The sequence below is a fragment of the Ginsengibacter sp. genome, assembly GCF_057362405.1.
Map to the genome: position 1 here is coordinate 1 of NZ_JBMQQG010000202.1, position 17,111 is coordinate 17,111.

12 protein-coding genes and 1 pseudogene are annotated in these 17,111 nt (G+C 37.3%); 5 read left to right on the forward strand and 8 right to left on the reverse strand.

The features are described from left to right. A partial coding sequence (locus ACO1O5_RS17315) for an ATP-dependent helicase (RefSeq protein ID WP_486272449.1) occupies positions 1-1,967 on the reverse strand: 1,967 nt, incomplete at its 3' end. A 331-nt stretch (positions 1,968-2,298) separates the two neighbouring features. Between ACO1O5_RS17315 and ACO1O5_RS17320 the strand changes: the two genes are divergently transcribed. Further along, complete coding sequence (locus tag ACO1O5_RS17320; RefSeq protein WP_486272451.1) at positions 2,299-2,748, forward strand: hypothetical protein; 450 nt, start codon at positions 2,299-2,301, stop codon at positions 2,746-2,748. Between the two features lie 482 nt (positions 2,749-3,230). Then, the gene (locus ACO1O5_RS17325; protein WP_486272453.1) at positions 3,231-3,365 is read left to right on the forward strand and encodes a hypothetical protein; all 135 of its coding nucleotides are present in this window, start codon (positions 3,231-3,233) and stop codon (positions 3,363-3,365) included. Between the two features lie 5 nt (positions 3,366-3,370). On the opposite strand, the gene ACO1O5_RS17330 is transcribed toward ACO1O5_RS17325, so the two are convergent. The 6 genes from ACO1O5_RS17330 to feoB form a co-directional block, all read right to left on the reverse strand. Then, positions 3,371-7,108: an SNF2-related protein gene (locus ACO1O5_RS17330; protein ID WP_486272454.1), complete on the reverse strand. Its 3,738-nt coding sequence runs from the start codon at positions 7,106-7,108 to the stop codon at positions 3,371-3,373. A 145-nt stretch (positions 7,109-7,253) separates the two neighbouring features. Beyond that, the gene (locus ACO1O5_RS17335) at positions 7,254-7,994 is read right to left on the reverse strand and encodes a 2-phosphosulfolactate phosphatase (protein ID WP_486272455.1); all 741 of its coding nucleotides are present in this window, start codon (positions 7,992-7,994) and stop codon (positions 7,254-7,256) included. Between the two features lie 27 nt (positions 7,995-8,021). Beyond that, positions 8,022-9,107: a glycine cleavage system aminomethyltransferase GcvT gene (gcvT, locus tag ACO1O5_RS17340; RefSeq protein WP_486272456.1), complete on the reverse strand. Its 1,086-nt coding sequence runs from the start codon at positions 9,105-9,107 to the stop codon at positions 8,022-8,024. A gap of 173 nt (positions 9,108-9,280) precedes the next feature. Next, the gene (locus ACO1O5_RS17345) at positions 9,281-11,515 is read right to left on the reverse strand and encodes a PspC domain-containing protein (protein ID WP_486272458.1); all 2,235 of its coding nucleotides are present in this window, start codon (positions 11,513-11,515) and stop codon (positions 9,281-9,283) included. Between the two features lie 36 nt (positions 11,516-11,551). Further along, entirely contained in the window at positions 11,552-11,884 is a 333-nt protein-coding gene (locus ACO1O5_RS17350; protein ID WP_486272460.1) for a PadR family transcriptional regulator, read from the reverse strand. 277 nt (positions 11,885-12,161) lie between these two features. Then, positions 12,162-14,282 carry a ferrous iron transport protein B gene (gene feoB, locus ACO1O5_RS17355; protein ID WP_486272461.1) on the reverse strand — a complete coding sequence of 707 codons (2,121 nt, stop codon included), beginning with the start codon at positions 14,280-14,282 and terminating at the stop codon, positions 12,162-12,164. A 147-nt stretch (positions 14,283-14,429) separates the two neighbouring features. On the opposite strand from feoB, the gene ACO1O5_RS17360 reads away from it, so the two are divergent. Genes ACO1O5_RS17360 through ACO1O5_RS17370 form a run of 3 tightly spaced genes read left to right on the forward strand, consistent with a single transcriptional unit; the run spans position 14,430 to position 16,762 of the window. After that, positions 14,430-16,061: a M20/M25/M40 family metallo-hydrolase gene (locus ACO1O5_RS17360; protein ID WP_486272463.1), complete on the forward strand. Its 1,632-nt coding sequence runs from the start codon at positions 14,430-14,432 to the stop codon at positions 16,059-16,061. Positions 16,062-16,082: 21 nt separating this feature from the next. Next, positions 16,083-16,517, forward strand: coding sequence for an IPExxxVDY family protein (locus tag ACO1O5_RS17365; RefSeq protein ID WP_486272465.1), 435 nt, complete (start codon positions 16,083-16,085; stop codon positions 16,515-16,517). Between the two features lie 17 nt (positions 16,518-16,534). Next, the gene (locus tag ACO1O5_RS17370; RefSeq protein WP_486272467.1) at positions 16,535-16,762 is read left to right on the forward strand and encodes a 4a-hydroxytetrahydrobiopterin dehydratase; all 228 of its coding nucleotides are present in this window, start codon (positions 16,535-16,537) and stop codon (positions 16,760-16,762) included. Between the two features lie 25 nt (positions 16,763-16,787). Here the strand turns inward: ACO1O5_RS17370 and ACO1O5_RS17375 are convergent. Continuing rightward, a pseudogene (locus tag ACO1O5_RS17375) lies at positions 16,788-17,111 on the reverse strand (selenide, water dikinase SelD); the annotation flags it as partial.

Sequence of the window (17,111 nt, forward strand, 5' to 3'; positions counted from 1 at the left end):
CCCGCGGCAAAAGCTCTATCCAGTCTTTCTTCAGGTAACTCGTCAATAAACCGGCTTGGATCATTTTGAGTAAGATTTCCGAAACGATATCGTGTATTCGCATACGTTAGCCAAAGGCGTTGCTTAGCCCTCGTGACTGCTACATAAAACAACCGCCTTTCTTCTTCCAACTCTTCCCTTGTATTAATTGACATGGCATTTGGAAACAAAGTCTCTTCGAGGCCGCCGACAAAAACGACCGGAAATTCCAATCCTTTTGCGGCATGTATAGTCATTAGCTTTACCACATCGCTTTCTCCTTTATCATCATCAGCATCTGTTAAAAGCGTTATTTGTTGGAGATAACTCCCAAGGCTTTTATCTAATAGTTCGCCATCTTCCGTAGGAGTTTCTGTAAATTCTTTAATTGAATTCAACAACTCCTGGATATTTTCATACCGGGCCAGACCTTCGGTTGTTTTATCGTTAAAGAGTTCTTTCACAAGCTCGGTATTCTTGCCAACAAGGATAGACAGGTCATAAGCATTTTTTTTCTGGAGTTCACTTTGAAACATCTTTATCATTATAACAAAGTTGTTAATGACTTCAAGCGTTGATGCCCTGTAACCAAACTGTGCTGCCTGTTCCAGCACATTCCACATGGAAATGTTGTTTTGGTTCGCAAAGAGAACTGCTTTTTCAACGCTCGTTTTTCCAATGCCTCTTGCGGGGAAATTTATTATTCGTTTTAATGCTTCTTCATCGCCCGGATTTAAAATTACTCTTAGGTAACTTAGAAAATCTTTAATTTCTTTTCTCTGGTAAAAACTAATACCACCATAGATTCTATAAGCAATATTCATTCGCCGCAGGCTTTCTTCAAAGCTCCTGCTCTGCGCATTAGTTCTGTATAAGATGGCGAAATCGTTGTTATGGTAATGGTTACGTAATTTTTGTTCCTGTATGGCATCTGCAACATATTTTCCTTCATCATTGTCTGATGCAGTGCGTACAAGTTTAATTTTTTCTCCTTCCTCATTTCCGGTCCATAATTTTTTAGGAATTTGTCCTTTGTTATTGGCAATTACATTATTTGCCACATGAAGTATGCTCTGCGAACTTCTATAATTCTGCTCCAGCATAACAATTTTTACTTCGTCATAGTCCTTTTGAAATTGCAGGATATTTTCGATTGTAGCGCCTCGAAAACTATAAATACTTTGAGCATCGTCGCCTACGACCGCAACATTTTCGTGCATTGCACCGAGCAGTTTTATTATCTCGTATTGAGCAGTATTTGTATCCTGGTACTCATCGATCATTATGTATTTAAACTTTCGCTGGTACTTACTAAGGCTCTCCGGATGCGTTTTCAATAACAGGTAAAACTTCAACAGCAAATCATCAAAATCCATCGCACCGTTTTTGTAACAACGCCTGCAGTAAGCGTCGTAAATCTGTCCTATCATCGGGCGATTTGCCCGCATATCTTCCTGCTGCAATCCATAATCATTAATATATTCCTCCGGAGTTATTAAGGCATTTTTAGCCGAAGAGATTCTATTATAGACAGTGTTGGGTTTATAATGTTTGTCATCAAGACCTAATTCATTTACCACAGTTTTTACAACACTCTTTGCATCATCAGTATCGTAAATAGTAAAATTGCGGGGATAGCCAAGCTTCTCGGCTTCTGCTCGTAATATTCTTGCAAATACTGAATGAAAAGTGCCGATATAAATATTTCTTGCTTCATTATTTCCAAGTATAAGTTCAACCCGCTCCTTCATTTCGGCCGCAGCTTTATTCGTAAAAGTAAGTGCTAAAATGTTGAATGGATCCACGCCCGTTGCCAGGAGGTGGGCTATGCGTGTAGTAAGCACTTTTGTCTTTCCACTACCTGCGCCGGCTACAATCATAATAGGACCGTCCCGATGTAATACAGCTTCCCGTTGCTGTGCGTTTAAACCCTCTAAATATACCTGCATCTTACAAAGTTACTGAAACATAAAAAGGTTTTTGAAGATGTACCACAAGAGATATTAACTAATGCAAAAGTTATTTACAAAGAATGCCATTTATCCTTATTTTTCAAAATACCCACGGTCGGCTTTCAGATTCCAGAATGTTCTTCATACGTGTTTACTCACAGAATTTGTGTCTTCAGATTCCTTTTTCCATGCTTCGCCTTTTTCGTTAACGTTATATTAACGAAAGCCGCTTCCACACTGCATTGCCGGTGATAACAAATCAGTTGTTTACTCTTGAAATCACTTCTAATTTTATTCCCGATTCCTTAACCAATAAAAATTAAAAATTATGAAAAAGATCATTTTGGTATGTCTGATTGCTATCATATCTGCAACGTCAGTTTTTGCTACCTCAAATTCTATTGTAACCGAACAAGTTTTGAAAGTTTTTCATCAAGCGTTCCCTGAGGTTAAACAACCAATATGGTATGCCTTCGAGAATTACTATGAAGTGTATTTTACGAATCCAGACAACTCTTCGTGCAGAATTGACTACAGTCCGGATGGAATTGTAATAAGTACCACAAGGTATTATACTGAACAAGACCTTCCTCCTGCTATCAGGGCAAAAGTGAATGAAAAATTTCCCGGTAAAAAAATATTTGGCATAACTGAGGTATCCAATAGCGAAAATCTAACTTATCATATCGTTTTGGAAGATGATAGTAACTGGTACAATGTTGAATCAGATGCAACGGGAATATTAAAACTTGATAAGAAGCTGAATAAATCGGAATAAAAACATACCAGAATTATTGGGGAGACCATTTGTAAAACTTGTTTTACAAATGGTCTTTTTATATGTGCCTATGATCCAAATAAATCGATGTAACTTTTTTATTTGAAAAGATATTGGATTTTAAGTTGAGGTCTGGTTTAGCCTTCTACAATAATTATTTTAGCTTGGGCGTTATATTTTAAAATCCCTTTGTATGAATATCAAATTTATCATTAGCCCAGTAGGTCAATTTCGCATTTTTCTGAAAAGGTTCGTTGAAAGGTTAACCCAAAACCCCGAATTCTATAACATCAAACATTATACAAAAAGCCGGGGCAGATACCATAGTTAAAAGACATGGTAATAAAGAAGCAAGTGATTTTGAATTCGGAAATTACGGAATAAGGAATCGGGTGAATGTGCTATTGCAAAAAAAGGAATTATGCTCTTACTTTATAATCAAGAAAAATAAATACCATCATCCTTTTTTTAAAACCAAGTTTATGAAAAATCAAGTTTACCAAAAGAAAACCGCCGTTTCAGTGTTCTTCCACACTCTTTCAAAAAATTTTATAGCTCTTTTTGAATCAGGAAATAAAAAAGATTTTCAAAGATTGAAAGATTTTATTGCCCACTAAACGCTTTAACTAAAAAGATATTCTACATCTTCTTTGCTGAGGCTTTTCACAAACGTCTGGTCGTCAGAAATTAGTTCTTTTGCAAGGGTACGCTTACGTTCCTGCAGCTGTAAAATCTTATCTTCAATAGTATCCTTACAAATCATTCTGTAGGCAAAAATATTTTTGGTCTGCCCAATCCGGTGCGTACGATCTATCGCTTGTTGCTCCACGGCCGGGTTCCACCAGGGGTCAACAATATAAACATAGTCAGCGGCTGTTAAATTAAGACCCACGCCACCTGCCTTAAGGGAGATCAGAAAAACCCTGGAATTATCATTTGTTTGAAAATTTTGAATAGATCGTTCTCTTTCATGCGGCGGCGTACTACCGTCGAAATAATCAAATTCAATATTATTTTCCTTAAGTTTTGCTTTGATCAATGCAAGCATGCCGAGAAATTGAGAAAATATCAAGGCTTTGTGTTCCCCAATGTTTTCCGCTATTTCCCTGGTAAGTTCGTCCAGCTTAATTGAATGATTAGGGTATTTTTCCTCTTCGTTAAGTATAGCCGGGCTATCACAAATTTGCCGCAGTTTCATTAAGCCCTGCAAAATAGTGAGCTGCGATTTATCAATCCCTTCGCCTTCAATAACACCCATAATTCTGTCGCGGTAAACATTTCGATAAGCATCATATACTTTTCGCTGCTCTTCTTCCATTTCGCAAAAAAGTATGGTTTCTGTCTTTTCGGGGAGATCTTTGGCTACCTGTTCCTTTGTTCTTCGCAAAATGAATGGATAAAGCAGCTTTCGCAAATGGTCTTTTTGTTCCTGTTCACCAAATTTGTCAATCGGCGTCGAAAATTCGTTTCTGAAGAACTCAACTGATCCCAACAGACCGGGATTTAAAAAATTCATTTGCGCATATACGTCAAAAGTGTTGTTTTGTAAAGGAGTACCGCTCATGCACACCCTGTTTTTTGCTGTAAGAAGGCAAGCAGCCTTTGTAACTTTGGACGAAGGATTTTTGATGGCCTGCGATTCGTCGAGGATAACATAGTCAAATAAGATTTTCATCATTAGTTGAATATCGCTTCTCAAAGTTCCATAGGTAGTGATGATGATATTGTATTTTTCAAAATCTTCGGGTTTCCTCGTACGAAGACTCCCATGATGTATGCACCAGTTAAGTGAAGGAGTAAATTTTCTAATCTCGTTTTCCCAATTATAAATAAGAGTAGTTGGACACACCACCAACGCTTTTAAATTGCCCTGATCTTTTTTAAAATGGCTTAGCATACTTAGAGCCTGTACCGTTTTTCCAAGCCCCATGTCATCGGCTAGAATACCGCCCCAACCCACTGAATTTAAATAGTTGAGCCAGTTAAGTCCGGCAACCTGGTACGGTCTAAGCTTACTTTCCAGCTCACTCGGAACCTCGGTTTCCGGAATACTTTTGAAATTTCTCAGTCGCTCGTACTTTTCATCCAGTTCAAAAGACAATTCTTTCTCTTCTCTCTTTTCGTAGAGATCATCAATAACACTAAGGTGAAATTTGGAAAGTCTTAATCTATTCTCCTTCCCCTGGCCAACTTTAAAAAGTAGAGAATATTTATTAAGCCATTCATCTGGTAAAATACCCAACGAGCCGTCATTTAATTGTACAAAAGATTGCTTATTGGCTAATGCTTTTTTTATTTCTGAAATGCCGATCCGCTGTTCTCCGAATGAAAGTTCCACTTTTGCATCGAACCAATCAAGACCACTGCTAAGGTGGATTTGGGTTGTAGGCTTTGCAGTGTTAAACCGAAAATTCTTTAAAGAATCAAACCCGGAAACTGGTATTTTCATTTCTTTCATCGCATCCACAAACAAAAAAAACCAATTGTTCCTCAATACATCAGTACCTTTTAAAACCAGGCTGCCGTTATCTTTGTTTGCGAACTGCGAATGTAATCCTGACAATTTATTCCGAAAATTTTGTTCGGCTTCGCTATTCCGATGAACCATCAGCACTTTGTCATCTTCAGGAATGATGATTGTTTCTTTATCGTCAGGCTTTACATTAAAACCTTTATAACTATAAATTGGCTGAAACAATAGATAATCTCCTTTTTCTATAAGAACCAAGCTTATTTCCGGTTCACCGTCTTTCGTCTCTTTTACTAATAACTTATCAAAGACTACTTCGTATTCTTTTGTTAGTGGCATTACCACCTCTCTTAGAAAAGATGGCCATTCTTTGCCTGATATACTCAGCGGGTTATCGAATTTTTTAGCAATAAGCGCATCCTCTGCTTTTTTCCATAAAAAAATTTCGCCATCGTATAAAAACAATAAAATATTGTCCCACTGATTGTCGCCGGGCTTTAACAGTTCGTCATTAATGAGAATGCTACTGTGCAAGACATATCGCTCGCCCTTAATCGTAGCATAAAACTGAATCGAGGGATGATGAGTTGAGGTAAAAACAGTTTGTAAGTTTTCGGTATTAAATTTTTTACCTGCCGGTAAATACATCGTAATATTCCTTTCCTGAAAAATCTTTTTTAGTTTGGGATGTATATATTCGGTTATTAGTATTTTGGTTTCTTCGGGAAGTTCCTGATTCTCTTGTTGGATTATATTTTCCCAAAACCCGCTAAAAGGAGAATTACGATTTAGGTATTTATTTATTTCGGCCTGTTGTAGTTTCCGTGCCTGTTGTATTAATTGTTTATCACTTGCGGTAAACGATTCCGTGTTAATGAATTTACTCAAGTCGAGTTTTTCCACCCGGCCAACAAATTTTTCTCCTTCTTCATCATATTCCCCTTGGATGGCATCTATCGAAAAGAAAGGAAAATCTGTTTGATTTGCATTAAATACAATTGCGGCTCTTTTTTGTTTTAGTAGTGCAGAAGCAGTGGCTATCTCCGGTGTTTCGGAAGCTGTAACAAATGCATTTGACACATTTACTACTGAGGGCGTTATTTTCTTAATCGATGGATCCAGCACTTTCAAAAAAGGCTTTCCTTCCTTATAAATGAATTCAAACTTGCCTGAAAGTTCTTCGTTTAAACTATAGCCGTATAATTCCAACAACTTATTCTTTTCTTTGTCCCAGTTTCTAATGGAATCAAAATAATGCGGACCATAAGCATTTAGCAAATGAATAAATAAAGCAGTTTTGTGCTTGCAAAGAGCGTGTGAAGTTTCGCCGCATGAGCATGAGGTATCAAAATTTCTTTCTTCATTTTTTTGAATAATCAGACGAAAATTTACTTCCTCAATACGAAGGCTGCCTTCTACTTTTTCATTTTTTGCGTCAATGATATTTATTTTATGGGTTCTCAGTAATTCTTCTGCTTCGCTGTAATTATCCTGACCCGCCAACATTCTTATCGTTTTTAAATCGATAAATTTCATTTTTATTACAGTGTGCCTCTGGTTATATATCGCAACGTTCTCAGATGAAAGCAAATTTCGGTCGATGAGATCCTGAAGCTGAAATAGGGCCGCGGCTTCATGGCGGCATATATCGCCCAAATTATACGGACATGTACATCTTACGGAAAGGTTTTTGGGTTCATCATACTTCTGAACGGTCACTTTATAGAAAGTGGAATAGCTGTCATCTCTAATTCTAAAAATAACTGAATGCATCAACTCGTCGTTCTCAGCAAGTTCAACATAGCCGGACGAGTGAATTTTTTTTCCCCTGCGAATTACTTCGTCAGTTCCGGAATTGTAGACATATTTAATTAAATGAGGTAGGGCCAAGATATGTTCCGTTTACAATTTTGCAGCAAAATATTTATGCTACTTAGAGTTAAAAAGGTCAATTGGCAAAAGTATGAAAAATAAGTGGGCGGGGAATTCAGATAGTGAGGTTTTTTTACAACTACTTTTTAAAGTTTAAGTGGTATCAAGCCCTTACTAACCTCCCTGAATCGTAAACAACCAGCGCATTTGAATTATCTATAGTGAGGCAATATCGAATATCTTCTTCAAGCCCGTAGCCCATTAATCTCACGTAATGCGAGGCATTTTTTTCTTTTAGAAATCCAAACAAATCATTGTTAGCCTGAATGTACAAGGTTTCAGCCATTTGACTGGCATCACAATTTTGCTGAAAATTATTTTTTATTCTGCTGATGACTGCTCCTGCAAATAAGGTATCTTCTATATTAATACGGTCTTTCCAGGCGGCACATGCGAGTATAACACTTCTTTTTTGTTTAATCAGATAATCACATACTGCGGACAGATTGCAAAACGAACCGGTAATAATTCCGGGTGCACCGTCGGCTAAAGCCATGTGCAACAATCTTGTTCCATTTGTTGTTGTAAGAACCAATATCTTTCCTTTAATGAATTCCGGCGTGTATTGCAGAGGCGTATTTCCATATTTCAAACCATCCGCAATTTTACCATCTCTTTCTCCTGCAGTAATTACATCGATTTGTCTGCCCAACTTAATGCATTCAGCAACACTATCCACCGGTATGATACTCTTGGCTCCATTATAAAGAGCAGTGGCAATTGTTGATGTAGCTCTTAGAACGTCAATTATCACGACTATGCTACTACTTACATCGTAAAGATGCAATAAAGATGGAGACAAGCATGTACTTAGGGTAAGAGGTTTATCGTTTTGTGGTTTCATTCAATAATGACTAACTGATGTGGTAACTTATTCAAAAGGCATTTTAACTACTTTGGCGGTAAGTAATTTGTCCCTCACTTTTATATAAACCTGGGTATCTATTTTGGAATAGGCCGTTTCAACATAACCCATTGCTATTGCCTTATTTAAAGATGGAGATTGTGTTCCGCTGGTAATTCGTCCGATTGTTTCGGCACCAGCATTTTTAACTTCATAATGCTGCCTCGGTATTCCTTTTTCAACCATCTCAAATCCAACAAGTTTTTTACTTACGCCCGCCGTTTTTTGTTTTTCCAGAATTTGTTTCGCGGTAAATTCTTTAGTGAATTTAGTTATCCAACCTAACCCTGCCTCTAAGGGAGATGTTGTATCATCGATATCATTACCGTAAAGGCAATATCCCATTTCAAGCCGCAAGGTATCTCTTGCAGCAAGGCCTATTGGTTTCAATCCGTGAGGCTTTCCTGCTTCCAAGATGTTATCCCAAATAATATCTGCTGTTGCATCTCTATCTTCAAAATATATTTCTACTCCACCCGACCCGGTATATCCAGTAGCGCTTATCAAAACATTGTCAACGCCTGCAAAGCGCCCTTTTACAAATGTGTAATATTTCAGATTCATAATATCAATTTCCGTAAGGGGCTGCAATATTTTGGTAGCATTAGGGCCCTGAATAGCCAACAGGCAAGTCTTATCAGAAATATTATGGCACTCGACACCGTATTTGTTATTTCCCTGAATCCAGAGCCAATCTTTATTTATATTGGAAGCATTTACAACAAGCATATATACCTTATTTTCTTCCAAACAATAAACAATAAGATCATCAATTATACCTCCGGTTATATTTGTAAAACAACTGTACTGCGCTTTCCCTTTCGTAAGTTTTGAGGCATCATTACTCGTAATCCTTTGTATGAGGTCAAGCGCTTTGTCTCCTTTCAGAATAAATTCTCCCATGTGGCTCACATCAAAAATGCCAGCATTCTTCCTAACTGTAGCATGCTCATCATTAATGCCAGTATAGCTTATGGGCATATTATATCCTGCGAATTCCGCCATTTTAGCTCCAAGCTGTATGTGTTTTTGAGTGAATGGAGTATTCTTCATTATATATTTTAAAGTTTGCAAATTTATGTGAAAAATCAGGTTATCCTTATTTTAGATTTTCAGGAATTTAAATTTGCTTAAAAATGGCACTTCATTTCATAATAAAACTAAAGAGCCTCATGCATAACACATGAAGCCCTTGTCTTTCAACTTCAACCTTAAAAAGTTTACTGTTATATAAGTGTTACAAAATTATACCTGTCGTCGCCTAAGTGAGGGTATAGTTCAGCCGAAGCGCCGCTTTTCTCATCAAGCTTTTGGATTTTTTGTTCAAGTTTTTCTTTGGCTTTATTCAATGAGTCTTTTAACCTGCTATCCTCTTTCTCCTTTTCTATTCTTAAAGAATCTAAAGAGGCTTGAATTTTTTGTATTTGTATTCTTTTGGCATTACTTAATGAGTCGATCTTATCGTGTTGATTGTACCGGTAATTTTGATCTCCAGGCATTGCGCCGGGCGAATTTTCGTCCTCATCATAATCAGAGTTCCAGTTTCTGCGGTAATCATTCTCTTTATTTGCCGGAATACCATCCAAAGTATACAGCCCATCATCCTTCATTATATATGTTTCTCCATATTTGTAGTAATAATCTTCATCATTATCCCAATCGTACCAATCATCATGATTCCACCAAGGTCCCTCTATTCTTATTCTGTTGTAACTCATATTTTTGTTGATTTTGATACGATGGCCAACGGGAACATAAACAATAACTTCTACACTTTGATTTCGAAATTTGTCGGTAGTATTAATTGAAATTGCACGATCGGTTAGTAATAAAGAATCACTTTGAGAGATATTGAAATTAATGTGAGCTGCTAACCTATCGGCATTTGACCTTGTATCGCTGTTGCTCATTTTAATAAGGCCAACCTGGAAACTATCGGTCGGTGACTTTTCAATTTTGATTCTGACATTCCCTATAAAGACAGTATCATCGTCAAAATTAGCAAACGGCTCAAACCTAAACCAACTGTTGCTTCTGTAATACCTTTTGTTGTTCAGTGAGTTTACTTCGAGGCTTTGAACGCCTGGGTTTGTCAAATATATTTTCTCTTCGTTGAAAGAACTGGTCCTCCTGAAATCGTTACCTAGTGAAGCAATCAACGAAACAAAACAAATGATACCGAGGAACCATAATCCTAAAAAGGAAAACCGCATCATCCTGTTACGACTTTTAATTCTGGCTATCCTTCTTATGATGAAAGTGATAACACCCACTACGGGAACGCCTATAAAAAAAATCAATGTTCCCCATGCAAGCGCACTTTGCCAGCCATCATTAAGTACAAATGCCTTTAAAGGAAATAATCCGATTGAGGCTACGGCTATTGAAAATAAAGCGATAATAAGAGCAAACGCAATGCATCCCAAAACAAAATACGCAAACATCTTAAACAGAGTTACGATGATATTTCCTAAAGCACCACTCGTACGTCTTGCCGCAAATTGCATCTCCTTGCCAATTTCTCCACCTTTTTCCTTAGCGATATTTCCTGCTTCCATGCCCAGTTTACTTACCCTTTCTTTTACACCTTTCATTTCTTCAACTACAGAGTTCTTGATTGAATTAAGGTCTACTTTTTCTCCCTTCATTTCGAGTTTTTCCGATGTAGTTGTTGCCTCTGGTATTACCAGCCAGAGTATAACATATATTATGAATGTGCCCGGACTAAAAGAGAAACTTAGAAAATTCGGAAATGTTAGTGGCCCGATATGACCCCATCTAAAGAAAAAAGAAATAAACGGAATTAAAAAGATCGCTCTGGGAAGCCAGGGATTCACATTAAAATAGCTGCCCATCCCACTACATACTCCGCCTATAATCTTTCCGTCAGGGTTGCGATATAATCTTTTACGAACTCCATTCACGAGCATATTACTTCCTGGAACAAATATCCAAAGTAACAGGTATAGAAAAAATCCAATTCCGGATACAATGAACAACACACGCACTATTACGGGATCGATTCCGAAATAAGCAGCAATACCGCTACAGACGCCGCCCAAAATCTTATGATTCTCATCGCGATAAAGTCGCCTTCCCGGTCCTTTCCAGCTCCAGCTATCCTGGTAGTGGCTTTCTTGTTTTTCACTGGAAGCACTTCCGCTGCCTCCCGGTGCGGCTTGTTGTTCGCCCACTTCAGCATCTTCTAAATCCTGCGGCCTTCCCATATTCTTTATGATGGCATTAACGTCATCGTCCGTAATACAGGTCGACCCTTTCTTCAAACGTTCCTGGAACAACTCACTAATACGGCTCTCTATATCATTTATAATTTCATCCCGTCCCTCTTCTTTAGCAAAATATTGGCGCAGGCTTTCTATATATTGTTTCAGCAATTCATAAGACGTTTCCTCAATGGGAACCACCGCTCCCTGGAAATTTATATTAATTACTTTTTTCATAACTATCTTTTTATTTTTTGTTGAAGTTGATTTAGGTTAATTTTTCTTTCCTGTTATTTCGTCAACCGCATTGGCAAGCTCCAACCAGGTTGTTTCAAGTTCCTTATAGAATTCTGCACCTTTGGCCGTTAGCATAAAATATTTTCTTGGTGGCCCGCTGTTACTTTCTACCCATCTATATGTGAGCAAGTCCGCATTTTTTAGCCGGGTTAGTAGTGGATAAAGAGTGCCTTCCAGAATATTTAGGTTGGCGGCTTTCATCTTGTCAATAATGTCACTTGGGTAAGCTTCGCCCAATTTAATTATCGACAAAATGCAGAACTCCAATACTCCTTTTCGCATTTGGCTTGCAGTGTTATCTATATTCATATTTTAAAATTTTATTCAGATTAACCTTCTTAAATTTTCATTTCTAATACAAATATACAATGTTTTACAATACTATGCAATACATAATACCTGCTTTTTTAAGGTAGCAGTCATTAAATATTTCTATTTACACAATAGAAGCCAGGACAGGTAATACTTTGAGAAGATTATAGCTAATAAAAAATATTCCTTAGGAATTTACAAACGGAAATAATTCTTGATGAATGGCATTAAAAACTGCCCCCGGGGGCAGTAAATGTGAAAGATTAAGTCGAAGCTATTTGAATAAGTGATAGGTTATCCAGCTCATAATATAAGCCAGGCTGGTCATATACGTAAGCATAATAAGCGGCCATTTCCAGCTTCGTGTTTCACGCTTCACAACAGCAAGTGTGCTCATACATTGCATGGCCAACACATAAAATATTAAGAGAGATAAACCAGCAGCAAGCGTGTAAACTTTAGTCCCATCTGGCCATACTGCTGCGTTCATTTTTTGGCGCAGCGTAGCATTATTTTCATCTTTATCATCACCAACACTGTAAAGAGTGGCCATTGTGCCGACGAAAACTTCCCTTGCTGCGAAAGAAGTTATGAGTGCAATACCGATTTTCCAATCATAACCTAATGGCCGTATAACGGGTTCAATTGATTTGCCAAGAATGCCTGCATAGGAATTTTGAAGCAACTCCGTCCTTTTTAATCTATCAAATTGCGCCGATTGCGCCGGGTTTTGTTGAATAAGTGCGTCATATTTTTCCGAAACATCTTTCATTTTTGAAGAGGGCCCGTATGTACTCAACACCCACAGCAGAAGACTTATCACCATAATTACTTTCCCCGCCTGAAAGACAAACACTTTCGCCTTCTCGATCATCGTATAAAACATATTTTTCCATCTCGGCTCGCGGTAAAGAGGAAGTTCTAATATAAAAAAACTCTTCTCTTTACTCTTGATAAACCATTTCATTACGTAAGCAGATGCTAATGCCATCACGGTTCCTGTCAGGTACATCAGCATCATTACCATTCCTTGCAAACCAATAAAGCCAAAATACATCTTATCCGGAATTACCAGTGCAATTAATACTGTATATACCGGTAGGCGGGCGCTGCAACTCATGAGGGGCGTACACATTATCGTGAGTAATCTTTCTTTTTTATTTTCTATCCCTCTTGCACTCATGATTGCGGGAACAGCGCAGGCAAGGCCACTGATCATTGGCATAACGCTCTTGCCATTGAGCCCGGCTTTTCGCATAACCCTATCTGTTAAGAAACTTATTCTTGCCATATAGCCGGTGTCTTCTAATAGCGTTATCAAACCGAATAAGATCATTATTTGCGGAACAAAAACCAATATACCGCTTAACCCTGCGAGGATTCCATTTATAAAAAGGTCACTGAACCAGCCTTGTGGCAAAACGCCTCCTAACCATCCACCTGCCTTGGCAAAGGTCCACTCAATTCCATCCATTGGAAATTGCGCAAGTAAAAATATACTTTGAAATAATGAGAAGAGAACAACAAATAATATAAGATAACCCCATGTGCCGTGTAACAGGATATCATCGAGCTTTTGAGTAAATAAAGCTTTGTGCAGTGGGTCGGTTTCCACCACGGTTTGCTGCATTATATTTTTTATTTTGCTGTAACGCTGCAATATTTCTTCTGCCTGGGTTTTTGAAGGATTAAATCTTGTTTCAACTTCAATGTTTTCAATTGCATCTTGTACTGGTTGCTCCAGCGCGAAAGTTTCATGATTAATTAAATAATGTATAGCACGGTAATCACTAATATCAGGAAATAAATTCTGAACTTTTTTTATTGCCTGTGGAGCAAAAGAAGACGCATCAATAAAATTCCGATCAGGAATTTTACCAATATTCTCCACGGTCTTTTCTATAGCTTTTTTAAGCTCCCCAATTCCCTTATTTTTCCTTGGGTTTACAGGTATTACCAATATCCCCAATTCCCGTTCGAGGCCTGCAATATCTATTTGTATGTTGTTTTTCTTTGCTATATCCACCATTGTTAAAGCTACTACAACAGGCTTTTTAAGATCCAATATCTGTGAGCAAAAAAGCAAGTTTCTCTTGAGATTGGAAGCATCGGCAATTAAAACGATAACATCAGCTTTCACTTCTTTATCATCATCCATTAAAACCTTATAGGAAACCCATTCGTCATTTCGTTTTGGATACAGGCTGTAAGTGCCTGGCAGGTCTATGATTTTTGCAGAAATTTTTTCAGAAATTTTACTGGTTCCTGTTTTCTTGTCAACAGTAACTCCGGGAAAATTTCCAACTTTTTGGTTCAATCCTGTCAGCGAGTTAAACAATGAACTTTTGCCACTGTTGGGATTGCCGACTAAAGCGATATGCAATTGGTTATTCAAATAATTACTTTATAAGCTGTAAATTTAAAGCTAACTGGCATGAGTACCTTACGAATTAAGAAAAGAGATCGAGAACTTAATTTTTTTATCATTTACTTCACTGGCTTAATCATATTATTTTTGCCTGATAAAATTTATATTCCCCAAATGAAAAACGCTCTATTTATTTTACTGCTTTTTACGCAGGTTGCCTCTTCACAAAGATTAAAAAAGGCAGATAGAAGTATTGTTGATAATCTTCACAAAGAAATTGGTTATCTCGCAAGTGACAAACTTGAAGGAAGAAGAACGGGGACGGCAGGTGAAAAGCTGGCCTATGAATACATATCAGATCAATTTAAGAAACTTGGGCTAATCCCGAAAGGAGATAATAATACTTTTATCCAAAGTTTCGAAATAAATGAGGGAAAGGAAATTCTTCCTTCTACACACTTTTCATTAAACAACAATGATCTCACTGTTGAAAAAGACTTTTTCCCTTTCATTTTTAGCGGCCAGAAATCCATAGAAGCCAATGCGTCCCCTTCACTACTTGAAAAAGGAATGCCCTGGTTTTTAGACATAAAAGATATTCTCGAAAAAAATAAAACCAATCCACATTTCGATATCGAAGAAGCTATTAAAAATGATGTCATTGATTTTGCCCGTAAAGGCGCCTCTGCTGTTATTGTTTATAATACCGGAGCCCAAGATGACGGATTGGCTTTTGATGGAAAAGAAAAAATCGAACCCATAAAAATACCCGTTGTGTTTGTTACGAAAGATGCAGCGAAAAAATTTTTAAGTGATAAGACAGCCAATTACGATATCAATCTATCGGTAGCTTTAGGCGATAAAAAAAGAACAGGTCATAACGTAACGGGGTTTGTTAATAACGGTGCTGCCAACACGATAATCATTGGTGCACATTACGATCATCTTGGATATGGCGAAGATCACAATTCGTTGTGGACTGGCCCGCCGGAAATTCACAATGGGGCCGACGATAATGCAAGCGGAACGGCTGCGGTTATTGAACTTGCAAGAATGCTGAAAAATGCCAGGCTGAAAAACAACAATTATCTTTTCATTTGTTTTTCAGGAGAAGAGCTGGGATTATATGGATCGAAGTATTTTACTGAACACCCGACTATAGATCTTAATACAGCAAATTATATGATCAATTCTGACATGGTTGGAAGATTAAACGACAGTACTCATTCAATAACGATTGGGGGCTACGGAACTTCACCGACATGGGGCAATATTCTGGAAGAAAAGACAAAGGCATTTAGTGTAAAATTTGATTCAAGCGGAATCGGGCCAAGCGATCATACTTCATTTTATTTAAAAAATATTCCTGTTTTATTTTTCTTTACCGGTATACATAAAGATTATCATAAACCAACTGATGATGTAGATAAAATAAATTTCACTGGTGAGCTCTATGTAATTAAATATATATATCATGTAATTGAAGAAACCAATAAACTTGGAAAGCTCGCTTTTTTAAAAACACGTGAACCAAAGATGGAGGGGAAACGATTTACGGTAACCTTAGGTATTATGCCTGACTATACTTTTAGTGGAAAGGGAGTTCGTGCGGATGGTATAATTGATGGGAAGGCAGCGCAGCACGCAGGCATGCAAAGCGGCGACGTAATTGTAAAACTTGGTGAAAATTCAGTCACTGATTTGAATTCTTATATGGCGGCTTTAGGAAAATATAAAAAAGGCGATGCAACAACAGTTACCATATTGAGAGGGAAGGATGAATTAAAGTTTAATATTATTTTTTAAATTAAGCCACCTGTTTTTCTAATGAAGCTGCGGATAGATAACAACGTGATGGTAGAAGAATTTTTTGCAGATACCCGCCTGCTGGGGATTGTAGCGCCTATTGAACAATACCGGTTTTGCTGGCACCTTAATCAAATGTTGAATTTTAATTTCAGGATAAATAATAATATTGAGATACAATTAAATAAGAAGGAGCGAAAATATTTTTTTCCTATTTACGAATTTGGCGAGCAGTCAGGAACTATAAAACATTATTTATACAATAATGAAGATGACGGAGAATATTTATTACCTGAATTTAAACATCTCGACTTTTTGTGGCTTATTAAAGATGATATAATGCATGATGATGATGTTGGTTTACTCACAAGTTCAATCAGGGCAATTCCTTCTGTTCAACTCATAACTGAACTAACCAATGAAAAAATAAAAAACAAACAACACCTTATTTTTTAATACTTTAAATAAAATTTATGTGGGAAGAACAAAATAATTCACTTCATAAAAAATTTGAGTTCAAAAATTTTTCAGAGGCATTTGCATTTATGACAAGGGTTGCACTGGCTGCAGAAAAAATGGATCACCATCCCAAATGGACCAATGAATATAATAAAGTTGAAATCTGGTTATCATCTCATGATGCAGGGAACACCGTTACTGAAAGAGATCAAAAACTTCGTAAAATAATTGATGCTTTGTAAAATGCTTTTTTCAAGTTCATTCAAGCTATTTAATAAAAATTATCCTTTCTCTTTTAGCAAAAAATTTTCCGATGGGATTTACAAATTTATCTAAGCGTTGCTGCCGAAACAATTTTTCAACGTCTGGAACAGCTCCGGGATCAACCGCAATTAATAAGCCGCCGCTTGTTTGCGGATCTGCTAAAATTGATTTTTGATAATCGTCAATGCTTCCAATTTTATTACCATAGCTATCCCAGTTGCGGCTGGTTCCTCCGGGAACACACTTGAGGTCTGAATAATATTTCAAATTATCAATTATCAGGGGTACTCTCTTGAAATCAATAACAGCGGTTAATCCACTTCCTTC